Below are 22573 nucleotides of genomic sequence, written 5' to 3' on the forward strand. Positions count from 1 at the left end.
TGGCAACCGACGGTCCGCTGTGGCGGATGCCCCAACGCGCTCGCAAGTTTGGTGCCATGATCAACGCTTCCCTGCGTACTCTCAGTCCGGCTTCGAAGGATTCACAAAACCATCCGGCTTGACGATGAGTACATCGCAAGGCACCTCATCCAGCAGGCGTTCGGCAGTATGTCCGACCAGAGCATTTTCCAGACGTGAGCGGGAAATGGCGCCCATGATCAGCAGATCGACTTGCTGCTGTTTGACAAAAGTCGGGACCGCCTGCTCAGGATAGCCACGCAACAGATGCTGCTCTGCAGGCGCTATCCCGGCCTGGCTGGAAAACTCACTGAAAGCAGTAGCGTGATGCTCCTGCACCTGCGCCGCATACCCATCATAGTTCGCCACCAGACCGGTATCGAATGCCAGGGTGTGGGGCAGGGGGTTGTAGCAGTGCAGCGCCTGAACCTCAGCGCCCGTGGCTGCTGCCAGTGAGCGGCCTGTCGCAAGCAGCTTGTAGTCGAGCGCGGCGGGCTTGTCCGCCTCATGTAGAGGGTCGACACTGACGCCCAATATCTTCAATTTGCCTTCCGGCTGCTTGACCAGCCACAGCGGTACCGGGCAATGGCGGATCAGATACCAGTCGGTGTTGGTCAGTACCAGACGTTTCAGCAGGTTGTGATGATGGGTGGTCTTGAGTACCAGATCCGGCTGCTGCTCATGGATGGCGCGCAGTATGTGCCGCTCGTAGCGTTTGCCCCAGACAGCCGAGGTATTCACCGTAAAACCTTTGGCCCGCAACGGTCCCGCCAGTTGCTCCAGACACTTTTCGCGGTGGCCAAGCAATGTATTGCGAGCATTGGCCAGACTGTCGGTATTGAACAACATGCCACCATCGAGCGCCGGAATATAATCACTCAGAAATAACGTGAAGCGCGCTGAAGGATAATACTCAGCCAACTGCTCAGCCCGTCGCAGACAGGGCTGATCCGTATCGCTGGTCGGATCGATCACTACCAGGATGTGCTCAATATTCATTACGCTGCCCCTCGTTGTATGCTGGGTTTGGTCAGTGTGTTCCAGCCTAAGCCGTTTTTCGCAGTATAGCGCTGATGTAGATCAAACTCGCCTGAATGGGGTATGGCGCTTTGTAATCAGGGCTTGGCCTGTGGCCGTAGCTGGTTTATTCTTTACGCAGCCTCTTCCAGGGATGAGCCGGCACAGGGAAGCCACATGATGCGCTCAGCTTTTGTTACTCCGTTACTGCATTTTAATAATCTGTCTGCCCAGATGGGGGCCTGTCTATGGGCGGATATCGGTGGCCGTGTGCATTCTGATTTTCGACTGATGACGGGCGCTGGGCAGAAGGATGTCCTGCTGACCAATAAACAGGAGCACCGCTGATTATGCAAAGCATGCCCTACCATGGCGCGAAGCCCGAGCCGTTTGATCAGTTCAGCCGCCGAATTACGCGCCATCAGCTGCCTGCCTATCTGAATGTCTACAACAGCCATACGGGGCGGTTCATGGGCACCATGGGCAACGTATCCTGTAACGGTTTCATGTTGATCAGCCCGCTACCGGTGATGCTGGGTGCGGAATACGCCATGCAACTCCACCTGCCGTCGGCGAATGGAGACCAAGTGCAGACACTGGCATTTCGTGCCGTCAGCCGCTGGTGTCGTCCGGATCTGACGCCAGGTCATCACGATGCCGGATTCAGTATCGTTGATAACATGCAGGTCTTCGCCAATCTGGCCGACGCGCTACAGCGCTACTTCACTTTTGTGCATGCGACGGATGCCTGATCGGGCGGCGTAGGTTACCCTGCCGACATTATCGCGAGCGCGGCAAGATCCGCGTTTGCAGTCAGGCTTCTTCAGGGACCCTTCATGAGCAAAAGCATCTTCTGGTACGACTTCGAATCCACCGGTATCGACCCCCGCCGCGACCGGCCACTGCAGGTGGCTGGCGTTCGCACGGATGAGGACCTCCAGGAAATAGGCGAGCCGCTGTGCATCGATTGCCGGATTTCTCCAGACGTGCTGCCCCACCCCAAGGCCTGCCTGGTCACCGGTATCAGTCCAGACCGCGCGTTGCGCGGGTTGCCGGAAGCGCAGTTCATCCATCTATTGCACGAGCAGATGGCCGTACCGGGGACCTGCACCGCAGGCTACAACAATCTGCGTTATGACGATGAAATGACGCGCTTCTCCCTGTACCGCAATTATTTCGACCCCTATGCGCGGGAATGGCAAGGGGGCAACAGTCGTTGGGATCTGCTGGACGCGTTGCGCACGGCCCACGCGCTGCGGCCTGACGGCATCAACTGGCCGCAGCAGGATGGTTTTACCAGTTTACGACTGGAGTTGCTGACCGCAGCCAATGGCATCGACCACGGTCAAGCGCACGATGCTCTGGCCGATGTGCGGGCGACGATCGCCATGGCCAGATTGCTGAAGCAAGCGCAACCGCGCCTGTATCAATATCTTTATGATCTGCGCAGCAAGCACAAGGTCAGTGAGCTGATCGACCTGCAGAACCTGCGGCCGTTGGTGCACGTATCCGGGCGTTTCGGTCGGGAACGCAAAGGGTTGGCGTTGATAGTGCCGCTGGCCTGGCACCCACGTAACCGCAACGCATTGATTGTCTGGGATCTTGCTGTCGAGCCGCACCTGCTGCAGGACCTCTCGGCTGAGCAGCTCTGCGAGCGACTTTATACGCGCAACGATCAGCTGGCGCCCGGCGAACAGCGCCCCGGCCTCAAGCTGGTGCATATCAACAAGTGTCCGGTGTTGGCTGATGCAAAAGTATTGCGAGCACAGGATATTGAACGGCTGCAGCTGGATGTGCCGCTGTTGAACGAACGTGCCCAGTGGCTGGCGCAATGGCGCATATCCGGGCAGCAGAAACTGGCTGCGGTATATGCTGAACGTCAGCCGACGTCTCAGGAGGATGCCGGCGAACCGGACCCCGAAACGCAGCTGTATGATGGCTTCATGGCGGATAGAGATCGACAGTTGTTACCGGCTATCCGGCAAGCCGATGGCGCAACATTGAATGCGGCACATTGGCCGCTCCAGGATCAGCGCCTGGCAGATATATTGAAGCGCTATCGCGCGCGTAACTTTCCTGAATCCCTGAGTGATGCTGAGACCGAAGAATGGCATTATTTCTGCAGCCAGAAACTCAGTGGCCGAGCATCGGGTGCGCCACTTACATTTGAAATGTTCATGCGGGATATGGAACAGGCGATGAGTGGAGCGGACGAGGCGCAGCGGGAACTGCTCACACAATGGCAGGAATATGCGTTGGCGCTGATGAAGAAACTGAAAATGAAAAGCCCCGGCATATAGCAGGGGCTTTTTCTTGGTACCAACCTGCGGAGTCGAAACTCAGCCCAGGATGGTTGCCCAACTTTCTACTGTTTCCGCACCGTACTGTTCTTTCCAGGCTTTCAACGTCTTGTGGTTGCCGCCCTTGGTTTCGATGATGTCACCGGTTTTCGGGTTCTTGTACTGTTTGACCTTGCGAGCCCGTTTGACAACAGGTGCGCTGGCCGTTTTGCTGCTGGACAGTTTGTTCTGCGGGTCAAGGAGAGCGATCACATCTTTCTGGCCCTTGCCGTACTGTTCCATCAGTTTGTTCAGCTTCTCTTCAAACTCGAGTTCTTTCTTCAGCTTGTCATCATTTGACAGCGAATTGAGCCGGTCAGTCAGATCGCGAATGGTTTCTTTGATCTGGCGGTATTCCTGCAACATGGACATGGGGGGTTCCTTTTTGAAGTATAGAATCAGTGAGGGTAATAATAGTTTATGGTTAGCGGGATGCACAAGAAGTTAAAGCAGTATCAGCCTGTTTAAATGAATCTTTTTGTGAAGATGCATCTGAATACTTCGTTATGTCGTTGAGGCAGCGTTGAGTAATTTGAAAACACACAGATGATAAGTTCCCTCTTTCTTTGAGTTGAGGCGGCGAAGCGGCTGAAATTTTCTCTGACTCGGAGTAGAATACGCCGCTTTCGAGCTCTAGCCCGACCCTGTGGAGTTGATTTGATGCGTACCTTTCGATTGGTAATCGCCTGCCCCGACCGCGTGGGGATTGTGGCCAAGGTCAGTAACCTGCTGGCAACTCATAATGGCTGGATCACTGAAGCCAACCACCATTCAGACAACCTGTCCGGCTGGTTCTTCATGCGTCACGAAATTCGTGCCGACTCGCTGCCCTTTGATGTGGACGGCTTGCGCGCTGTATTCGCGCCCATCGCTGAAGAGTATGAAATGGAGTGGCATGTCAGCGACTCCGCGCAACGCAAGAAAGTGGTTTTGATGGCCAGCCGCGAATCACATTGTCTGGCTGACTTGTTGCATCGCTTCCATAGCGGTGAGTTGGATTGCGATATAACCAGTGTTATCTCCAACCATAACGACCTGCGCAGTATGGTTGAATGGCACGGCATCCCTTTTCACCATGTCCCTGTTGACCCGCAGGACAAGAAGCCGGCCTTTGATGAAGTTACTCGTCTGGTGAATGCACAGCAGGCGGATTGTATCGTGTTGGCGCGCTATATGCAGATTCTGCCTGCCGATCTATGTGAGCAATATGCCCGGCGCGTGATCAATATTCATCATAGCTTTCTGCCTTCTTTTGTTGGTGCTCGTCCCTACCATCAGGCAGCGCAGCGCGGGGTAAAACTCATTGGCGCTACTTGCCACTATGTTACTGAAGAGCTGGATGCCGGTCCGATTATCGAACAGGACGTAGTACGCATTACCCATCGACATAATGCCGATGACATGGTTCGTCTCGGTAAAGATGTAGAAAAAATGGTGCTTTCCCGTGGTTTGCGCTATCACTTGGAAGACAGAGTGTTAGTTCACGATAATAAAACCGTGGTATTTGGCTGAGTTTGACCTGCCCGATGCCCCGGCGATAACAGGCGGGAGCGAGACGGTATGCTCAAGTCATTGAAAGTGCGCGACTACATGAATAGGGAGCCGGTAACCTTCTCTCCGGAAACGGATTTGTTCAAGGCGGTCGATCTGTTGTTGGCCCATCGTATTTCCGGTGCGTCGGTAATCGACGCTCAGGGTTATCTGGTGGGCGTTCTATCAGAGAGTGATTGCCTGCGTGCGATTCTCGGCGGCAGCTATTTTGAAGAAGTGGGCGGTACGGTTGCTTCATTCATGAGTGAAGTGGTGGAAACCATCGATGCTGACGCCAATATTCTCAAGGCAGCGGAACACTTCGTGGAAAGGAACCGCCGACGCCTGCCGGTGATGGAACAGGGGCGACTGGTGGGGCAGATAAGCCGTCGCGATCTGTTGGTGGCGTTGAAGTCGTTCAATGATCATGGTGTGCCGAAGACGGGTTGAGAATAAAAAAGCCGCACCCGGAAGGGTGCGGCTTTTGTTTACTGCAGCATTAATCAGGCACTTTCAGCAGCAGTAGTCTCAGCCGGAGCCGAGGTGCGGATCAGGTGGTCGAAGGCAGCCAGCGACGCTGTTGCGCCTGCGCCCATGGAAATGACGATCTGCTTGAAAGGCACAGTCGTCACATCACCTGCGGCAAACACACCGGGTACCGAGGTGGCACCGCGAGCGTCGATCTCGATCTCGCCGAAGCGGGTCAGGTTGACGTCGCTGTCCTTCAGCCAGTCGGTATTGGGGATCAGACCGATCTGGACGAAGATACCGGCTACATCAACGTCAGCACTTTCACCCGAGGCGCGGTCGGTGTAGGTCAACCCGACCACCTTGTTGCCGTCACCACGCACCTGAGTGGTGGCTGCGTTGCGGATGATCTTCACGTTTGGCAGTGAGCGAGCCTTGCGCTGCAGAACCTCGTCCGCACGCAGCGTATCGCTGAACTCCAGCACAGTGACATGCTCAACGATACCTGCCAGGTCGATGGCGGCTTCGATACCCGAGTTCCCACCGCCGATGACTGCTACGCGCTTGCCCTTGAACAGCGGGCCGTCACAGTGGGGGCAGTAGGCTACGCCCTTGCCGCGGTATTCCTGCTCGCCGGGCACGTTCATTTCTCTCCAGCGTGCGCCGGTGGCCAGAATGACCGACTTGCTGCGCAGGGTAGCGCCGCTTTCCAGCTCAATCTCAACCAGGCCATTAGTCGCCAGCTTGGCAGCCGACTGTTCGGTGATCACGTCAATGTCGTATTCCTTGACGTGTTGTTCCAGGCTGGCCACTAGTTTCGGGCCTTCGGTGTAGGGCACGGAAATGAAGTTCTCGATGCCGACCGTGTCCATCACCTGACCACCAAAGCGTTCAGCGACCAGCGCCGTACGGATGCCCTTGCGTGCGGAGTAGATGGCTGCTGCAGCACCGGCCGGGCCACCACCGACAACCAGCACTTCGTAGGGTGCTCTTTCATTGAGCTCGGCAGCGGCGCGTTGCGCAGCACCGCTGTCCACCTTGTTGACGATCTCAGCCAGTGTCATACGGCCCTGTCCGAAATGCTCACCATTCAGGAATACGGTAGGCACGGCCATGATCTGGCGGCTCTCGACCTCATCCTTGAACAGCGCACCGTCGATCATCACGTGAGTGATGTTCGGGTTCAGCGTGGACATCAGGTTCAGCGCCTGAACCACGTCCGGGCAGTTCTGACAGGACAGGGAGATATAGGTCTCGAAGTGGAACTCGCCTTCGAGATTGCGGATCTGCTCCAGCAGCGCCGGGTCAGCCTTGGACGGGTGACCGCCGGCTTGCAGCAGAGCCAGAACCAGTGAGGTGAACTCGTGGCCCATCGGGATACCGGCGAAACGCACGCGGGGGCTCTGACCGGCTTCGGCAATGCCCATGCTCGGGGTGCGTTGATCAACGGCATCAGTCAGCCCGATTTTGCTCGACATCTCGGCAATTTCGGCCGCGAGTTCATACAATTCTTTGCCCTTGGGGCTGTCATCTACGGACACGCTGATTTCGATCGGCTTGGCGATGTTCTGCAGGTACGTGTCCAGTTGTTTCTTCAGATTGGCGTCCAACATAGGGTGCGTGTCCTGTGAAATGGGTTGCTCAGGTAAATTCTGGATATAAAAAACCCAGCCCGCCGACTGGGCGCAGAGCGCCGCAGCGGGCCGGGTTATCAGGCAGGCTTAGATCTTGCCAACCAGGTCCAGCGAAGGAGCCAGAGTGGCTTCGCCTTCTTCCCACTTGGCCGGGCAAACTTCGCCTGGGTGGGCTGCAACGTACTGAGCGGCTTTGATCTTGCGCAGCAGGTCAGCAGCGTTACGGCCGATGCCTTCAGCAGTGATTTCGATCGCCTGGATGACGCCTTGCGGGTCAACGATGAAAGTACCGCGGTTAGCCAGACCTTGATCTTCGCGCAGGATTTCAAAGTTGCGGCTGATCTGCAGAGTCGGGTCACCGATCATGGTGTACTTGATCTTGCCGATGGTCTCGGAGCTGTCGTGCCATGCTTTGTGGGTGAAGTGGGTATCGGTAGATACGGAGTAAACTTCAACGCCCAGCTTCTGCAGCTCTTCGTAATGGTCAGCAACGTCGCCCAGTTCGGTCGGGCAAACGAAGGTGAAGTCGGCTGGGTAGAAGAAGAATACGCCCCACTTGCCTTTAACGTCGGTGTCGGAAACGGTGATGAACTCACCGTTCTTGAACGCTTCAGCGGTAAACGGCTTGATTTCGGTATTGATAACGGACATTGAAGACTCCTTGTTGAGCTTTTTGTCTATGGGTTGGAAACAGTGCTTATAGTAGAGCTGTCGGATGCATACTTAAAATAAATTCAGTCTAAGCACCGGATAGCTTTTATCTATATGGCGGCGGCACTGAGTTTTTCAAGCCTGAATCAATAAAATTGATTTAGGTCAATTTTCATTATTCATGCTATGAATTGTGACGATTCAGCCGCTGATACAAGATAGCCAGAATAGCATGCCGCTCCTAGCCTTGAGAGTAAGCCCTCGGCATGTCGGTTCCATGAATGCCGGGTTTCACTTATCGAGGAGGTCATGGGATGGATTTTGCCTACAGCGTCAGAACCGAAACACTCCGCCAACAGGTTCGCGGTTTTCTGGACCAGCACATTGTACCGCGTCTTGCCGAATGGCACGGAGAAGTTGCGGCAGGAAGTTTCCCGGTGTCCTTCATGGGGGATCTGAAAGCGTTGGCGAAGGAAGAGGGACTGTGGAACCTGTTTCTCCCTTCGTTGCATGCCGACGAACCGGGGCAGGGACTGAGTAATCTTGAGTATGCCCCATTGGCGGAAATCATGGGGCGGGTCAGTTGGGCCTCGGAGGTCTTCAACTGCAACGCGCCGGATACCGGCAACATGGAGCTGCTGCACATGTTCGCTACGCGGGAGCAGAACCAACGTTGGTTGCAGCCGCTGCTCAACGGTGAAATCCGCTCGGCCTTCGCCATGACCGAGCCGGATGTGGCCTCATCCGATGCGAGCAATATCCAGACGCTGATCCGCCGTGAGGGTGATGAGTATGTGATCAATGGGCGCAAGTGGTTCATTACCAATGCATCGCATCCCGATTGCGCCTTTCTGATTGTCATGGGCAAGACCGATCCCGATGGTGATGCGCGTCGCCAGCAGAGCATGGTTATTGTGCCGTTCGACACCCCCGGCGTGGAGTTGGTACGCAATATCCCGGTCATGCATCATCTGGCACCGGAAGGCCACAGTGAGCTGATATTTCGTAATGTGCGGGTGCCGTTGGGCAACCTGTTGGGCGGCGAGGGTGACGGTTTCATGATGGCTCAGGCGCGCCTCGGGCCGGGCCGGGTGCATCACTGTATGCGCGCGATCGGTATGGCTGAGTTGGCCTTGGAGTTAATGGTGGATCGGGCTCAGGAGCGCAAGACCTTTGGCCGCTATCTGCATCAGCACGGCAGCATCTCCGAGTGGATCGCCCGCTCTCGGATGGAGATCGAACAGGCGCGGCTGCTGGTACTGAAGACCGCCTGGATGATCGACAACGTCGGCGCCAAGGGTGCGCGCAAGGAAATCGCCATGATCAAGGCGGTGGTACCGGGCATGCTGAGCCAGGTGGTGGACAGGGCCATGCAGGTATTCGGCGCCATGGGCTTGACGCCTGATACGCCGCTGGCTGATCTATGGATCAGCTCGCGCTGCCTGCGCATTGCCGATGGGCCGGATGAGGTCCATCTGCGCAGCATCGCGCGATTGGAAATCGATGGGGCGCAGGAACGGCGAGGTTGCAGCAGCGACTATCTGACTCCGGCGGATGTTCTGCGCGCCAGGTAGGACGCTGTTCATTTTGTGGGAGCGGTTTTGCCCGCGAGGTTTTGCTGCAGGCACCCTTCGCGGCCAAGGCTGCTTCCACAAGAACAGCCGGTGGAGATCAGATTGGCAAGAACCATAGAATTTCCCACGCAAGCTCATTCGCCCCGGATATCGCCAGGTCGAGCCCCGTCTTGACCTTGATCAAAGACCTTTAGCGCCATTGGGCGCAGAGTCTCGGGCTGTCTTTGATCACAGGGAGTTCCCATGCAACTGGTCTGTCCTGCAGGCAGTCTGCCTGCTCTCAAGGCAGCGGTGCGTCAGGGCGCCGATGCTGTCTATACCGGCTTTCGCGACGATACCAACGCTCGTCATTTCGCTGGTCTCAACTTTACCGACAAACAGTTGGAACAGGGGCTTGAGCTGATCCGTAAGGAAGGTCGCAAGCTGTTTATCGCGGTCAACACCTATGCCCTTCCGGATGGCTGGCAGCGCTGGCAGCGGGCGGTGGACCAAGCCGCCGATCTGGGAGTAGACGCGCTGATCGTCGGTGACCCCGGTATCATGGCCTATGCCAGCAAACGCTATCCTGCACTGAATCTGCACCTGTCGGTGCAAGGCTCTGCCACCAATGCCGGTGCGCTGAATTTCTATCATGAGCACTACGGCATCCGCCGTACGGTATTACCACGCGTGCTGTCGCTGAATCAGGTGAAGCAGGTAGCGGCATCCAGCCCGGTGCCGGTGGAAGTCTTCGCTTTTGGCAGTCTGTGCATCATGGCCGAAGGGCGCTGTCATCTATCGTCTTATGTCACCGGCGAGTCACCGAACCTGTCCGGTGTCTGTTCGCCTGCAAGCGCAGTGCGCTGGCAGGAAGAACCTGATGGGCTTACCTCACGGCTCAGCGGTGTACTGATCGATCGTTATCAGGAGAGTGAGCCCGCCGGCTATCCGACCCTGTGCAAGGGGCGTTTCATGGTGCACGGCAAGCGCTTTCACGCGTTGGAGGAGCCAACCAGTCTGAACACCATGGACCTGATTCCCGAGCTGACCAGCATCGGCGTCAAGGCGGTCAAGATCGAAGGTCGCCAGCGCAGTCCGGCCTATGCCGAGCAAGTCACCGGTGTCTGGCGCCAGGCATTGGACAGCTACAAGGCCAACCCGCAGAGGTTTGCTGTTGAAGACCGTTGGCGCCGGGTATTGGACGGCGTATCCGAGGGCAGCCAGACCACCCTGGGCGCGTATCACCGCGCCTGGCAGTAGGAGAAAAAGAAAGATGAAACTGACGCTGGGTCCGATTTTGTTCTACTGGCATCGCCAGCAGATCATGGATTTCTATGCTGATATGAGCGAGCAGCCGCTGGATGTGATTTACCTGGGGGAAACCGTCTGCTCCAAACGCCGTGCCCTGTCATTGGACGACTGGATTGGCTTGGCCCGCGATGTGCGCGAGGCCAGCGGTGCCGAGGTGGTGTTGTCGGGACTGGCATTGATCGAAGCGGCTTCGGAGTTGTCGAGCCTGCGGCGACTCTGTGAGAACGGCGAGATCAAGGTCGAGGCCAACGACATGGCCGCAGTGCATTACCTGAGCGGCAAGGGTGTAGAGTTTGTCGGCGGTCCGCCGCTGAATCTGTACAACGCCTTTGCTCTGGAAGAGCTGATCCGCAATGGCATGACCCGTTGGGTGCCGCCGGTTGAGTGTTCCGCGGACCTCTTGGCCGCGTTGATGCAGCAGGCGCAAGCGAATGACCTGGCCCTTCCGGAGATCGAAGTATTTGCCTGGGGTCATCTGCCGCTGGCCTATTCCGCCCGCTGCTTCACTGCCCGCGCGGAGAACCTGTCCAAGGACGATTGCGGGTTCATCTGCCAAAATTACCCCGAGGGGGTGCCGCTGACCAGTCAGGAGGGCCAGGCGGTATTCACGCTGAATGGTATTCAGACCATGTCTTCCGCGCCGACCAATCTGCTGGCTGAATACCCGCGCATGGCGCGTATGGGGATCGATGCGCTGCGGCTGAGTCCGCGTGCGCAGGATATGGCGCAGGTGGTGCAGATGTTCGATGCGGTGCGGCAGGGTGCGACTCCGCCGCTGGCGCTGGATGGCTGCAATGGTTATTGGCATGGCCAGGCGGGCATGCTGCGGGTAGATGAGGTCGGATTATGCTGAACGCGGCCAATCTGCTGTTACGCGCTGGGGCGCCGGTATTGCCGCTGAGCCGGCACGTGCCATTTATCGTGCAGAAGTTGATGATCGAAAAGGCGATGGCACGGCTGTTTGCCCAGCCGCTGGAGGAGGGGGAATTCGATGTGCTGCAGGATCGTTGGTTGCGCATTGAAGTAACCGATCTCGGGCTGGGCTGGAGTCTGACGCGAGCCGAGAAGGGCCTGCGCCTGGAAAAGCATTCACCGGTGAACGTGTGCATTCGCGGTAACTGGAAGGAATTCCTGCTGCTGGCCAGCCGTCAGGAAGACCCGGATACCCTGTTCTTCCGCCGTCGGCTGATCATCGAGGGCGATACTGACTTGGGGTTGGCGATCAAGAATCTGGTGGACAGCCTGGATTCGGATTTGATGCCGGCGCGGCTATGGCAACTGATCAGTTGGCTGGGGGCAGCGGCGAAGGAGCAAAATGGGCTTGTGGCGGCAGGCGCCCGAGCATAGACGCCCGCTACTTCGATCCGCCCAGATCGTTTGTATGGTTCATCTGCAGGTCCAAAATGGACCTGTCAGGGTGGAGGGGCTCAATCGTTTTCCGGCCTTTCGGCACGGACTGTGGGAGATTTCGCCCCACCCTCACCATAAACGCCAATAGAGAATCCATCGGCAGAGCCAAGCCGCTCAGACCGACGATACGTCGCAAGCCAGCGTCTGGTGAGCCCTGACAAGTCAAAGACTACTTTAGCTTGGAGGACGCGCCATGACAAAATCTGTTGAATCTATCCTGGTGGGTATCGATGTCAGCAAGGCGGAGCTGGTGATCGCTCGCAGTGACGCCCCTCAGATCGACACGATCAACAACTCCCCCAGCGCTATTAAGCGCTGGTTGAAGTCGTTGCCGCAGGGCTCAAGGATCGCGCTGGAAGCCACCGGAATTTATCATCGGCAACTGGCCACGCTGGCTCATGCAGCAGCACACCCGCTCTACTTACTGGATGGTTATCGGCTCAGCCGTTACCGCGATGGGGTAGGTACCCGGGCCAAGACCGACCCGTCTGATGCCAGACTGATCCTGCGTTATTTGAGCAACGAGCTTGAGGAGCTCAAGCCTTGGATCCCTGCCCATGATGCGTTTTACCGCATCCAAAGCCTGATGCGCCGTCGAGCCTCGCTGGTTCATACCCGAGTAGCGTTGAGCCAGAGCTTGCAGGATGTACCTGAGTTGAAGCAGGCGAGCAAACAGCTGGATACCCATATCCGTCGCGTTGAGCTGCTGATTACCCAGCGCCTGAAGCAGGCCTTGGCAGACGTAGGCTGGGACGCAGATGCAAAACGCTGCATGGACATCGAAGGCATTGGCGAGCTGAGCTCAATGGCACTCGCCAACACCTTCCACCGAGGTCGCTTCAAGAGCAGTGACGCCTTCATCGCTTACCTGGGGATGGATGTCAAAGTCCGAGACTCTGGCAAGCAGGCAGGCCGACGAAAACTCACCAAGAAAGGCGACCCGGAATTACGCCGCCTGCTCTACAACGCGGCTATGGCTGCCCGTAAAACCGCTGCCTGGAAGGCGTTATACGAGACCTATCTATCACAGGGACTGTAGTGGTCTAATGAAACCGGACACCAACTAGGCGACAATACTCGCCATTGAGAGGTGTTCGATGACAAGAAAGCGACGTACTTTTACCCCTGAATTCAAACAGGAAGCAGCCAGCCTGGTGCTGGACCAAGGCTACAGCATTACCCAAGCCAGCACATCGCTGGGCGTGGTTGAAAGCGTCCTGCGCAAGTGGGTTAAACAGCTCACTGAGGAGCGGCAGGGTGTCACCCCTAAAGGCAAAGCCATGACACCAGAGCAGCAGCGCATTCAGGAGTTGGAAGAGCGGTGCCGGCGGCTGGAGATGGAGAAGACCATCCTAAAAAAGGCTACCGCTCTCTTGATGTCGGACGACTGGAAACGTACACGCTGATTGACCAGTTGAGAGAGCAGGCCCCCGTTGACATGGTGTGCGCAGCCTTTGATATCAACCGTTCCTGTTACTACGAACACCGCCAGAGGATACAGCGTGTGGATGCTGAGCGTGTAGCCCTGAGGGCCCAGATTAACGAGCTGTTCAACAAAAGCCGCAGCTCGGCAGGTAGCCGCACCATCAAGGACATGCTGAACGATCAAGGCGTCGGCATCGGCCGCTTCAAGGTGCGCCGTTTGATGGGAGAGCTTGGCCTGATTTGTAAGCAACCAGGCCCCCATAAGTACAAGCAGGCCACCGTGGAGCGGCTAGATATCCCCAACCGTTTGGACCGGGAGTTCGATGTGGCGCAACCAGATCAGGTCTGGTGCGGTGATATCACCTATATCTGGACCGGGCAGCGCTGGAGTTATCTGGCGGTGGTACTGGACCTGTATGCCCGTCGCGTCGTCGGCTGGGCCATGTCTGACACCGCTGATGCGGACTTGGTGGTACAGGCCTTGGAGCATGCGTGGGAGCAGCGTGGGCGCCCTCATGGGGTGATGTTCCATTCTGACCAAGGATCACAGTATGCAAGTCGCAAGTTCCGGCAGAGGCTGTGGCGCTTCCGTATGGTGCAAAGCATGAGTCGTCGAGGCAACTGCTGGGATAATGCTCCTATGGAGCGGCTGTTCCGCAGTCTGAAAACGGAATGGATACCGCCGATGGGGTATCACAGCCTGGCAGCTGCCCGGAAGGATATCAGCAACTACCTGATGGGGTACTACAACCAGAAGCGTCCCCACGCCTTCAATGGCGGGCTCGCTCCGGCGGTGGCCGAAGAAAAACTTAAAACTGTGTCCGGAATCAGTTGACCACTACAGACTCAAGCCCATCCAGGCGCTGATCAAGCTGGCAAGAAAGTTGGCGCGCATTGCCTTTGCCTTGATGCAGAATCAAACGGTTTATCGGCCCAAAACCTGATAAAAGGGGTTGGCATGAACCATAGAATCTCCCACGCTCCAGCGTGGGATGCCTGTTGGGACGCTCTGCGTCCCGGTTTGGTATTGTTCAAGCGGCGGGCTCGGACGCTGGAGCGTCCACGGCGCGGGCTCCCACGCAGAGCATGGGAGCCATCAGATATAGAGTGCTGGCTCCCTACTGGATCGTTCCCATGCTCCAGCGTGGGAATGCCTGCCGGGACGCTCCGCGTCCCGGTTTCCGTGGCCTTACATATTAAACAACGCCGTCATCCCCACCAGTAATACCAGCCAGCCACTGATTACCCAGCGAAGCCACTGCGGGGCGTGGCGCAGTTCCATGAACTCGTCGATCAACCACTGACCTTTGACGAATGTGATGGCCAGCACGCAGCCGATGACCCAGGTTCCGGTCATTTCGTGTCCCAGCAACCAAGCGCCCAAAGTCAGTAACAACAGACCGGCGAGGCCGATTTCCAGTGCGAAGCGTTTCATCAATGGCTCCTCAGGGCAGTACGTATAGAAGCGGGAACAGCACCAGCCACACCAGGTCGACCATGTGCCAGTAGCTGGCGGCGGATTCGCCGGCCATACGTGCTTTCTCCGGGTTGGCATACTGGCCGCTGCGGTAGCGCTGGGCGACGACCAGCAGTATGGCCATGCCGATCAGTACGTGGGCCATATGGAAGAAGGTGGTGAAGAAATAGAAGAAGTAGAAGGTGCTGGTGCGCAGGTTGTAGCCATTACCAAACAGGATTGCATATTCGCTGATCTTGATGCCGACGTAACCCAGCCCGCACAGCGCGGCCAGTACAAATCCGCTAACCAGCGCTTGCTGGTTGCCTGCCGCAGCACGTCGCACGCCCCGGGCGGCAAAGTAGCTGCCGGTCAGCAGAATCAGGGTGTTGATCAGCCCCGCCTCGGGGTGCAGGGTGGCGATGCCGGCACTGAACATCTCTCCCCAGTGCCCCCGGGCAAAGACCATGCTGCCCAGCAGAAACAGGAAAGCCAGCAGCTCGGCCAGGATGAAACACCACATGGCCAGATCGCCTGGCAGGCGACGCTCCTGCGCGATGTCGCCGGTGTCGGCAAGGGCGGATTCGGAGCTGTACATCAGGCAGTCCTCCCGGTCAGCAGGAGATAGAGTTTCGGCAACAGGCCCGGCAACTCGGAGGCCTGGCGGATCAGTTGATAGCGCTGTTGACCAAACAGGTAGGGCAGGTAGTCGGCGGCCTTCTGATCGATGGTCACGCAGAACGGCTGGATACCCGCCTGGCGTGCTTCCAGCAACGCATGGCGGGTATCTTCCATGCCGTAGCGGCCTTCATAGACGTCCAGATCGTTGGGCTTGCCGTCGGTCAGCAGCAACAACAGGCGTTGCTCCGCCGGTTTGTCCCTGAGGATGTCGGTGGCCTGGCGAATGGCTGCGCCCATGCGCGTGTAGTAGCCGGGCTTGAGCCCTTTGATGCGCCCGTGAATGGTTTCCCCCCAAGGTTCGGCAAAGTTCTTGATCAGGTTGAAGCGCACATGATCGCGGCGTCTGGAAGAAAAGCCGTACATGGCAAAATCGTCCTGGCCGGCGTCCAGTGCCTCGCCGAGCAGATGCAGACTGTCGCGAATAACATCGATGACCTGATGGGTATTGTCCGCCCAGGCTTCGGTGGACAGCGACAGATCAGCCAGCACCAGGCAGGACAGATCGCGGTGACGCGCGGTTTCGCGGCGCCACAGTGCGGGTTGCGAGGTGGCCTGACCGCGACGCATATCTGCTGCGTGGTGCAGGCAGGCATCTAGGTCGAGCAGGGTGCCGCTGGCCTGGCGCTTTTCCCAGATGCGTTGTGGCTGCAGGCCCTGGAAACGCTGCCGAAGATTCCTCGCCAGCGCTTGCAGGCGATCCGGCAGAGGCTCTGGCTCCGAGTCGCGTGGCAGCATGGGAATGACGCGACAATGATTTTCCTTGAGCTGCTGTTTTTTCCAGTCCCACTCGGGATACAGGCAGCCATCATTCAGCTGGATGTCGTCCTCCGAGGCAGATGGTAGATCCATGTCCAGCTTGATGCGTGAAGCGCTGGTGCTGGGGCTGCGCGACAGGCTCAGGAAATCGAGATCCTCGGCAATCTGCTCGGTATCTTCATCGTCGTCATCATCCTGGCAGCGGTCGACCGGTACAAACTCGGACCAGGAGAACAGGCTTTCCAGGCGGAAGATCATCATGCCATTGCGTTGCTGGTTGTCATCCACGTAGCGCGCCTGTTTGCGCTGTTTGCTCTGGCGAGTCTTGCCGTTACCACTGGACTCCCCATCCTTGCCATCGTCGTTTGCCGCGGTCGGGCTCAGGCGAGGTTCTTCCGGCAGCGGGTACAGCCATAGCGGGACGGGCCAGGGCTCCCCGGGCGCGGCGGGGAAGGCAGTGCGGCTGCCGGGTGTAAGCAGTGCAACCTGCAGCGCGGCTTCCCGCTCGGCCTGAGCGGCGGGCAGACGGGTGCGCGCGCGACGAATCTCCACCAGACACTGCGCGAGTGAGTGATACAGGGCGGTCAGACCGGGATAGGCGGCCAGCGTCTTCAGCACCAATTGCTGATTCGCCTGCAACCAATCGCCGGAAACACGGGATTCGGCCTGACTGGCCATGGCGGTCAGCCACAGATAGAGATCACGGTTCAATGTCTTGTCGGGGAAGACCGCAAGACTTTCCGGTACCCGCAGTGCGTCGGCTTCGCGCCAGGCCAGAGCGTGCCGGCGGCCCGTGCCTGCCAGCTTGTGAGCCAGCGGTCGCCAGGTGTTGATGCTGCGTTCGGTGCTGGCCTTGATGGTCAGCCCGGGATCGCCACTGAGAGCGCGGAAGACCATGGCCAGGCGCGGGCCTTCGTCCTCGAGGCGCACTTGCGCTTCGGGAAATCCGTTGCCGGCCAACCGGGTAATCAGCTTGTGCCAGCGGATGCCTACGGCTTCTTCCATTGCGTTTCTCCCAGTGATCGTGGGTTGATTGCGGCCTGGGCCGACATCAGGAATTAGGGCGCTGCCGAACATGAGGTTGCGCAGCAGCGCGGTACTGCAGCCGGTATCAAGCGCATGCCCGATACCGGAGTGGGGTCACGCAGCCTTGATCAGCGCTGGTGACTGTTCACGGGTATTGCGGGCCACGATGAAACTGTACAGATACATACCCAGGCCGACGGCAAAGCCGATGCCGGCAATCAATCGCATCCAGTACACGTGCATGATGGCGTCCTGCGTCTGCATGTAACCGAGCGCACCAGCGTCATCGGGAAGACGTTGCAGCTCGATCTGGATCCAGCCAGCCCAGGACAGCAGCAGCGTGATTGCCAGCATGCTGATGCTCATCACCCAGCAGGACAGGATTTCCATGCGCTGCGCCTGCGGACTGTTGCACTCGCGGCCATGCAGCTTCGGCCAGGAGTAGGAGATGATGGCCATGGCAATCATCGCGTAGGCACCAAAGAACGCCAGGTGGCCGTGGGCAGCAGTGAGCTGGCTACCGTGGGTGTAGTAGTTCACCGGAGCCAGGGTATGCAGGAAACCCCACACGCCAGCGCCAAGGAACGCCATGATAGTGCAACCAACAGCCCAGGTGACGGCGGCCTTGTTGGGGTGTTCACGACGACGTTGCTTCAACATGCTGAAGGCAAACAGCACCATCAGGAAGAACGGCAGTGGTTCGATGGCGGAGAAGATCGAGCCTATCCACAGCCAGTATTCCGGTGCCCCCATGAAGAAGTAGTGGTGGCCTGTGCCGAGGATGCCGGAGATCAGCGCCATGGCGATAATCAGGTACAACCACTTTTCCACCACTTCACGGTCAACGCCGGTGGTCTTGATCAGGATGAAGGCCAGGATGGCACCGAGGATCAGTTCCCAGACGCCTTCCACCCACAGATGCACGACCCACCACCAGAAGTACTTGTCCATGACCAGCGACATCGGGTTGTAGAAAGCGAACATCCAGAACACGCCCAGACCGATCAGACCGGTGATCAGGACCATGTTGACCACCGTCTTGCGGCCTTTGAGTACGGTCATCAGGATGTTGAAGATAAAGCCCACAACAACCAGTGCGATACCTACCTTGGTGATCGTCGGCTGTTCAAGGAACTCCCGGCCCATGGTCGGGAAGTACTTGTTGCCGGTGATGTCCGCCAGGGTGGAATAGGGCACCAGCAGATAGCCGAGAATGGTCAGCACACCGGCGATGGCGAAGACCCAGAACAGGGCATAGCCGAGCTTGGGACTCCATAGTTCGGTCTGGGCTTCCTCCGGTACCAGATAGTAAGTGGCGCCCATGAAGGCAAACAGCAACCAGACGATAAGCAGGTTGGTATGCACCATGCGGGCGACGTTGAAGGGGATTTCCGGAAACAGGAAATCGCCGATGATGTACTGCGTGCCGAGGATCAGACCAAATACGATCTGACCGACGAACAAGAGCATGGCAAAGGCAAAGTAGGGTTTTGCCACCGCCTGTGAAGCGTATTTCATGATGTGATTCCTTTTGCTGTCAGAGTCTGCACAGTGGTACTCAGCCTTCCTTGTTCGGCGGCCAGTCGTTGATATCGATCCGCGACGACCAGATCAGGAAATCCGACATGGCATCCAGCTCTTCTTCGCTCAGGTTGAATTGAGGCATCTGTCGACGGCCTTCCACGCCTGTGGGCATGGCGCCCATCCAGGCGCCGAAATAAGCTCGGAAAGCCATTTCGTTGCCCATGCCGCGGCGGTCGAACACATTGACCAGTTCAGGCGCGAAATACGCTCCTTCGCCCATCAGCGAGTGACAGCCAGCACAGTTGTTGTTCTCCCACAGTTCTTTGCCATGGGCGACTGAGGCGGTGAGCTGGTCGCGGTTTTCCCTTTCGGGGATCGCCGTGACCGTATCCACCGTCAAGCCAATGAACAGCAGCATGAAAAACATGCCGCCACCGTAGTAGATGTTGCGGGCCATGCCCTTGGTAAAGCGCTCCGACATATTGATCTCCTCGGGTTATGCGGATTGCATGCTCGCCGGTCAGGCGATTTTTCTGGTTGGTTGTTGTCCGGGTTCGGCAAAGTGCACTCTGACGATGTCCATGATCGCTGCCTGAGCGGTGGGTTCGTCGGTGAGCGGTTGTGCCATGCAGGCTTCGCAGGCCTGACGCGGGTCCATGCCTGCGGCAATCAGCCGACCGGTATGAATCAGCAAACGGGTCGAGGGGGCTTCCTCCAGATCATGCTGTCCGAGGTGGCGCAGGGCATTCCCCAGCGCGACCAGTTGGTCGGCATTGAGCGGGTCAAGGCCGGATTCGTGCTGCACAATGCGGCTCTCTGCCGCTGTTTCGGGGTAATCGAAAGCCATCGCTACAAAGCGCTGACGGGTACTGGGCTTGAGCCCTTTGAGCAGGTTTCGATAACCGGGGTTGTAAGACACCACCAGCATGAAGCCGGGCGCAGCCTGGAGTTCTTCCCCGGTTGCTTCCAACGGCAGAATCCGCCGATCGTCGGCCAGCGGATGCAGTACCACTGTGATGTCCTTACGCGCTTCGATGACTTCATCCAGATAGCAGATGGCGCCTTCGCGCACGGCGCGCGTCAGGGGGCCGTCCTGCCAGAAAGTGCCATTGGCGCCGATCAGATGGCGGCCGACCAGGTCGGCGGTGGTCAGGTCATCATGGCAAGCCACGGTGTACAGCTTGCGGCCAAGGCGCTCGGCCATATGCTGAATAAAGCGAGTCTTGCCGCAGCCGGTCGGACCCTTGATGAGTACCGGCATACCGAAACGGTCAGCCTGCTCGAAGAGATCAACCTCTGCGCCGCTGGCGTGGTAGAACAGCCCGCCGGGCTGTCCGTGGAGAGGATTGGGTCGGGATGCATTCATTGACGAGTCCTTGCAGTAATTACATTTACTTATTCATTATCAAGGATCGTGCCATATTGTAAGTCATTGATTTTAAACAGAATATTGAGATAATAGGTTAAATAAACCCAAGCTAGTAATGGTTTTTTAAACCTTTAATGGTTTATTTAACCATTTTGCGAGGTGTGGTGGTATGTTGCACCCAGTTCGTGCGTCGGTTTGCCGCATAGAACATTGATGTTGGTCAAGACTCTGCGCGCTTTCGCTCTCCATGATGCCGATCAAGAGTGCTGAAGGAGCGAGCGATATGCGGGGTAACACGATTGCTGGGGGCTGTACTTTACTGGCCCTGATGATAGCGCAAGCGGCGATGGCGGAGCCCGCCTTGCGCTTGAGCGATAGCGTCATCACAGGTACCGGGTTCAGGGTGGCGGCCCTGATGAGCCCCGGATCGGTCACCCGGATCGGCGAGGAGGAAGTTCGTCGGCGCAGCCTGGCTGATGTGGCGGAGCTGTTTCGTGATGTACCCGGGGTAACCCTCAGCGACTCCGACACCCCCGGCATGAAGCGCATCTCCATTCGTGGTGAAAGCTCTCGGCGGGTGACCATCCGTATTGACGGCCAGACCGTGACCGACCATACCGACTACGGTACGCCTCTGTTGATTGACCCGGCGATGATCGAGCGGGTCGAAGTTGTACGTGGTCCGGCGTCAGTGATCAACGGGTCCAACGCCATCGGCGGGGTGGTGAATATTATCACTCGGCGTGGCAGTGATGTACCGCTGGAGAGCTATGTCGGCGGCGGTTATTACTTGGCCACCCAGGGCTACCGCAGCAATGCCGGTCTAGCCGGCAGCAGCGGCGATTTCGTTTACCGCTTGAGTCTGTCACGCAGTGAACATGGTGACCGCCGCACCCGCAGCTATGGTGTACTGAACAACTCCGCCTATGACAATGAGTCGGCTGGCCTGCATCTGGGTTATCGCAAGAATAACCATTACCTGGCGTTCAAGGCCGAGCGTTTCAACCTCAGTGCGGGCGCCTGGGTTGATCCACGCAGGCAGCTCAATATGGAAATGAATACCCCCATGCGCGACCAGCAGCGCTATGGTTTTTTCTATGAAGCGACTGATCTGAGCCCGCTGGTGAAGAAGCTGTCGGCCAATGCTTATTCGCGGACGGTGGACCGGGATTTCACCAACACCGTTCGGGAAATGAGCCCGCCGGTCAGTGTGATAGTGAATAACAACTCGCTGGATGAACAGAGCACCAGAGGGCTGGCGCTGCAGACTGAACTGGCACTGTTCAGAGAGCAGACCACCTTGTTGGGTCTGGAATACATGGACGATGGGCTGGACAGCGACAAGTTTGGCAGCACCAAACGGGTAACCCCGATGGGGGCGGTGATCATCCCCAGCTCCTCAAAGCAGCAGGCGGATCAGCAGACTTTCTCGGCCTTTGTACAGCAGGATTGGCAGTTTGCCGAGGATTGGACTGCCTATCTGGGTGGACGTTACTACCGTGTTGAGTCGGAGCTGGCCGCCAGCACCGAGCGAGCTGCTGTCGATAGCAGTGATGATCGGCTGCTGGGGTCGCTGGGGCTGGTTTACAGTCCGGCACCACACTGGGCGCTGCGGGCCAATCTGGCCCAGGGCTATTCCTATCCGACCCTGAACCAGCTGTATTCGGCAGCCGCCGGTGGCAAGCGCATCAACTATGGCAACCCTGACCTCAAACCCGAGCGGGCACGGGTCATGGAGCTGGGCTGGCGTTATGAAGTGCCGGTGGTAACCGCCGATGTGGTGCTGTTTCACACCATTGCCAGGGATTACATCGAGAGTCAGCAGGTCGCATCCACACCGGATGGTTATCTGCCGCCGAGCAGCATCCGCGAGGCATGGCAGTACGTGAATATAAGCGAAGCCCGGACGACAGGTCTGGAAGCCTCGTTGGAATGGCGACCGGACTGGTTGGTGCAGCCCCATGCTGCGCTCAGTCTGACGCGCCGCGAGTTCAAGCACGATGGCTATTCCAGCTGGAAAAGTGGCCTGCCAGCTGCTGTCGGCACGCTGGGCTTGCGCAGTTATATGCCCCTGGGTCAGTTGGATGCCGAGTTTGATCTGTATCTGCGGGCGGCCAGCGGCGCCGAGCGCAAGACATTTGATCAGGATGACAAGGCGTGGGTAGTGCAGCCCTGGGACAGGGAAAGCGGCTACGCCACGCTCAACCTCGCCATGACGTTCGATTATCAGCAGCGGCTCGGCGCCAGAGTGCTGCTTGGCAATATGCTCAACCGCTCCTATCAACCCTTTGATGAACTGCCCGGCCTGCAACGCCATATCGATACGGAGATACGACTGACCTTCTGAGTGACCTGTTTGAAAAGGCTGTACCTGATTGGCCCATTTTTTTTCCAGGAAAGGACGA

General features: G+C 57.8%; 22 protein-coding genes. 12 read left to right on the top strand and 10 right to left on the bottom strand.

Annotated features, from left to right (window positions below):
• Positions 1-81: 81 nt before the first annotated feature.
• A complete protein-coding gene (locus BLU11_RS04125; protein WP_090272175.1) occupies positions 82-1017 on the bottom strand; it encodes a universal stress protein in 936 nt (311 codons plus the stop codon).
• A gap of 195 nt (positions 1018-1212) precedes the next feature.
• Between BLU11_RS04125 and BLU11_RS19195 the strand changes: the two genes are divergently transcribed.
• The 3 genes from BLU11_RS19195 (at position 1213) to sbcB (ending at position 3335) form a co-directional block, all read left to right on the top strand.
• Positions 1213-1383, top strand: coding sequence for a hypothetical protein (locus BLU11_RS19195; RefSeq protein WP_157718551.1), 171 nt, complete (start codon positions 1213-1215; stop codon positions 1381-1383).
• Between the two features lie 2 nt (positions 1384-1385).
• Positions 1386-1787 (top strand): PilZ domain-containing protein, encoded by a 402-nt coding sequence (locus BLU11_RS04130; protein WP_231702268.1) that lies wholly within the window; start codon positions 1386-1388, stop codon positions 1785-1787.
• 84 nt (positions 1788-1871) lie between these two features.
• Positions 1872-3335, top strand: a complete 1464-nt coding sequence (gene sbcB / locus BLU11_RS04135) for an exodeoxyribonuclease I (RefSeq protein WP_090272176.1) — start codon at positions 1872-1874, stop codon at positions 3333-3335.
• Positions 3336-3374: 39 nt separating this feature from the next.
• Here the strand turns inward: sbcB and BLU11_RS04140 are convergent, their stop codons facing one another.
• A complete protein-coding gene (locus tag BLU11_RS04140; RefSeq protein ID WP_090272177.1) occupies positions 3375-3746 on the bottom strand; it encodes a histone-like nucleoid-structuring protein, MvaT/MvaU family in 372 nt (123 codons plus the stop codon).
• Between the two features lie 288 nt (positions 3747-4034).
• On the opposite strand from BLU11_RS04140, the gene purU reads away from it, so the two are divergent.
• Together purU and BLU11_RS04150 are read left to right on the top strand one after the other, a co-directional pair.
• Positions 4035-4886, top strand: a complete 852-nt coding sequence (gene purU, locus BLU11_RS04145) for a formyltetrahydrofolate deformylase (protein WP_090272178.1) — start codon at positions 4035-4037, stop codon at positions 4884-4886.
• Between the two features lie 48 nt (positions 4887-4934).
• Positions 4935-5354: a CBS domain-containing protein gene (locus BLU11_RS04150; protein ID WP_090272179.1), complete on the top strand. Its 420-nt coding sequence runs from the start codon at positions 4935-4937 to the stop codon at positions 5352-5354.
• 53 nt (positions 5355-5407) lie between these two features.
• Here BLU11_RS04150 and ahpF read toward each other — a convergent pair whose 3' ends face one another.
• Together ahpF and ahpC are read right to left on the bottom strand one after the other, a co-directional pair.
• Complete coding sequence (ahpF, locus tag BLU11_RS04155; RefSeq protein ID WP_090272180.1) at positions 5408-6985, bottom strand: alkyl hydroperoxide reductase subunit F; 1578 nt, start codon at positions 6983-6985, stop codon at positions 5408-5410.
• Positions 6986-7093: 108 nt separating this feature from the next.
• A complete protein-coding gene (gene ahpC, locus BLU11_RS04160; protein WP_090272181.1) occupies positions 7094-7657 on the bottom strand; it encodes an alkyl hydroperoxide reductase subunit C in 564 nt (187 codons plus the stop codon).
• A gap of 314 nt (positions 7658-7971) precedes the next feature.
• Between ahpC and BLU11_RS04165 the strand changes: the two genes are divergently transcribed.
• From BLU11_RS04165 to BLU11_RS04190, 6 genes are all read left to right on the top strand, one after another.
• Entirely contained in the window at positions 7972-9231 is a 1260-nt protein-coding gene (locus BLU11_RS04165; protein WP_090272182.1) for an acyl-CoA dehydrogenase family protein, read from the top strand.
• Between the two features lie 243 nt (positions 9232-9474).
• Positions 9475-10470 carry a ubiquinone anaerobic biosynthesis protein UbiU gene (gene ubiU / locus BLU11_RS04170; protein WP_090272183.1) on the top strand — a complete coding sequence of 332 codons (996 nt, stop codon included), beginning with the start codon at positions 9475-9477 and terminating at the stop codon, positions 10468-10470.
• Positions 10471-10483: 13 nt separating this feature from the next.
• The gene (locus BLU11_RS04175) at positions 10484-11374 is read left to right on the top strand and encodes a U32 family peptidase (protein ID WP_090272184.1); all 891 of its coding nucleotides are present in this window, start codon (positions 10484-10486) and stop codon (positions 11372-11374) included.
• Positions 11368-11868 carry a ubiquinone anaerobic biosynthesis accessory factor UbiT gene (gene ubiT, locus BLU11_RS04180; protein ID WP_090272185.1) on the top strand — a complete coding sequence of 167 codons (501 nt, stop codon included), beginning with the start codon at positions 11368-11370 and terminating at the stop codon, positions 11866-11868. The genes BLU11_RS04175 and ubiT overlap by 7 nt, the downstream gene beginning before the upstream one ends.
• 256 nt (positions 11869-12124) lie before the next feature.
• On the top strand, positions 12125-12970 hold the full coding sequence (locus tag BLU11_RS04185) for an IS110 family RNA-guided transposase (protein ID WP_090272186.1): 846 nt from the start codon (positions 12125-12127) through the stop codon (positions 12968-12970).
• Between the two features lie 58 nt (positions 12971-13028).
• Positions 13029-14191, top strand: a protein-coding gene (locus BLU11_RS04190; RefSeq protein ID WP_090272001.1) for an IS3 family transposase whose coding sequence is annotated in 2 segments (ribosomal slippage) — positions 13029-13284 and positions 13284-14191 — 1164 coding nt in all. Because the reading frame shifts where the segments join, the coding sequence is not laid out codon by codon here.
• Between the two features lie 354 nt (positions 14192-14545).
• On the opposite strand, the gene BLU11_RS04195 is transcribed toward BLU11_RS04190, so the two are convergent.
• From BLU11_RS04195 to BLU11_RS04220, 6 genes are all read right to left on the bottom strand, one after another.
• Complete coding sequence (locus BLU11_RS04195) at positions 14546-14791, bottom strand: cytochrome C oxidase subunit IV family protein (RefSeq protein WP_157718555.1); 246 nt, start codon at positions 14789-14791, stop codon at positions 14546-14548.
• A gap of 10 nt (positions 14792-14801) precedes the next feature.
• On the bottom strand, positions 14802-15410 hold the full coding sequence (locus tag BLU11_RS04200; RefSeq protein ID WP_090272188.1) for a cytochrome c oxidase subunit 3: 609 nt from the start codon (positions 15408-15410) through the stop codon (positions 14802-14804).
• Positions 15410-17254 carry a nitric oxide reductase activation protein NorD gene (locus BLU11_RS04205; RefSeq protein ID WP_090272189.1) on the bottom strand — a complete coding sequence of 615 codons (1845 nt, stop codon included), beginning with the start codon at positions 17252-17254 and terminating at the stop codon, positions 15410-15412. The genes BLU11_RS04200 and BLU11_RS04205 overlap by 1 nt, the downstream gene beginning before the upstream one ends.
• Before the next feature lie 135 nt (positions 17255-17389).
• Positions 17390-18793: a cbb3-type cytochrome c oxidase subunit I gene (locus BLU11_RS04210; protein WP_090272190.1), complete on the bottom strand. Its 1404-nt coding sequence runs from the start codon at positions 18791-18793 to the stop codon at positions 17390-17392.
• A gap of 40 nt (positions 18794-18833) precedes the next feature.
• Entirely contained in the window at positions 18834-19280 is a 447-nt protein-coding gene (locus BLU11_RS04215; RefSeq protein ID WP_090272191.1) for a c-type cytochrome, read from the bottom strand.
• Between the two features lie 39 nt (positions 19281-19319).
• On the bottom strand, positions 19320-20165 hold the full coding sequence (locus BLU11_RS04220; protein ID WP_090272192.1) for a CbbQ/NirQ/NorQ/GpvN family protein: 846 nt from the start codon (positions 20163-20165) through the stop codon (positions 19320-19322).
• A gap of 286 nt (positions 20166-20451) precedes the next feature.
• Between BLU11_RS04220 and BLU11_RS04225 the strand changes: the two genes are divergently transcribed.
• Positions 20452-22515, top strand: a complete 2064-nt coding sequence (locus tag BLU11_RS04225) for a TonB-dependent receptor plug domain-containing protein (RefSeq protein ID WP_172828668.1) — start codon at positions 20452-20454, stop codon at positions 22513-22515.
• Positions 22516-22573: the final 58 nt, after the last annotated feature.

It is taken from the genome of Halopseudomonas litoralis, assembly GCF_900105005.1.
In the GTDB taxonomy this organism is placed as follows: domain Bacteria; phylum Pseudomonadota; class Gammaproteobacteria; order Pseudomonadales; family Pseudomonadaceae; genus Halopseudomonas; species Halopseudomonas litoralis.

Excerpts from the sequence above, each read along its gene's own strand:
- BLU11_RS04195 (WP_157718555.1), bottom strand. The coding sequence starts at position 14,791 with ATGAAACGCTTCGCACTGGAAATCGGCCTCGCCGGTCTGTTGTTACTG.
- BLU11_RS04205 (WP_090272189.1), bottom strand. The coding sequence starts at position 17,254 with ATGGAAGAAGCCGTAGGCATCCGCTGGCACAAGCTGATTACCCGGTTG.
- BLU11_RS04150 (WP_090272179.1), top strand. The coding sequence starts at position 4,935 with ATGCTCAAGTCATTGAAAGTGCGCGACTACATGAATAGGGAGCCGGTA.
- ahpF (WP_090272180.1), bottom strand. The coding sequence starts at position 6,985 with ATGTTGGACGCCAATCTGAAGAAACAACTGGACACGTACCTGCAGAAC.
- BLU11_RS19195 (WP_157718551.1), top strand. The coding sequence starts at position 1,213 with ATGATGCGCTCAGCTTTTGTTACTCCGTTACTGCATTTTAATAATCTG.
- BLU11_RS04210 (WP_090272190.1), bottom strand. The coding sequence starts at position 18,793 with ATGAAATACGCTTCACAGGCGGTGGCAAAACCCTACTTTGCCTTTGCC.
- BLU11_RS04185 (WP_090272186.1), top strand. The coding sequence starts at position 12,125 with ATGACAAAATCTGTTGAATCTATCCTGGTGGGTATCGATGTCAGCAAG.
- BLU11_RS04215 (WP_090272191.1), bottom strand. The coding sequence starts at position 19,280 with ATGTCGGAGCGCTTTACCAAGGGCATGGCCCGCAACATCTACTACGGT.
- BLU11_RS04220 (WP_090272192.1), bottom strand. The coding sequence starts at position 20,165 with ATGAATGCATCCCGACCCAATCCTCTCCACGGACAGCCCGGCGGGCTG.
- BLU11_RS04165 (WP_090272182.1), top strand. The coding sequence starts at position 7,972 with ATGGATTTTGCCTACAGCGTCAGAACCGAAACACTCCGCCAACAGGTT.
- BLU11_RS04125 (WP_090272175.1), bottom strand. The coding sequence starts at position 1,017 with ATGAATATTGAGCACATCCTGGTAGTGATCGATCCGACCAGCGATACG.
- purU (WP_090272178.1), top strand. The coding sequence starts at position 4,035 with ATGCGTACCTTTCGATTGGTAATCGCCTGCCCCGACCGCGTGGGGATT.
- BLU11_RS04130 (WP_231702268.1), top strand. The coding sequence starts at position 1,386 with ATGCAAAGCATGCCCTACCATGGCGCGAAGCCCGAGCCGTTTGATCAG.
- ubiT (WP_090272185.1), top strand. The coding sequence starts at position 11,368 with ATGCTGAACGCGGCCAATCTGCTGTTACGCGCTGGGGCGCCGGTATTG.
- BLU11_RS04175 (WP_090272184.1), top strand. The coding sequence starts at position 10,484 with ATGAAACTGACGCTGGGTCCGATTTTGTTCTACTGGCATCGCCAGCAG.
- sbcB (WP_090272176.1), top strand. The coding sequence starts at position 1,872 with ATGAGCAAAAGCATCTTCTGGTACGACTTCGAATCCACCGGTATCGAC.
- BLU11_RS04140 (WP_090272177.1), bottom strand. The coding sequence starts at position 3,746 with ATGTCCATGTTGCAGGAATACCGCCAGATCAAAGAAACCATTCGCGAT.
- ubiU (WP_090272183.1), top strand. The coding sequence starts at position 9,475 with ATGCAACTGGTCTGTCCTGCAGGCAGTCTGCCTGCTCTCAAGGCAGCG.
- ahpC (WP_090272181.1), bottom strand. The coding sequence starts at position 7,657 with ATGTCCGTTATCAATACCGAAATCAAGCCGTTTACCGCTGAAGCGTTC.
- BLU11_RS04200 (WP_090272188.1), bottom strand. The coding sequence starts at position 15,410 with ATGTACAGCTCCGAATCCGCCCTTGCCGACACCGGCGACATCGCGCAG.
- BLU11_RS04225 (WP_172828668.1), top strand. The coding sequence starts at position 20,452 with ATGCGGGGTAACACGATTGCTGGGGGCTGTACTTTACTGGCCCTGATG.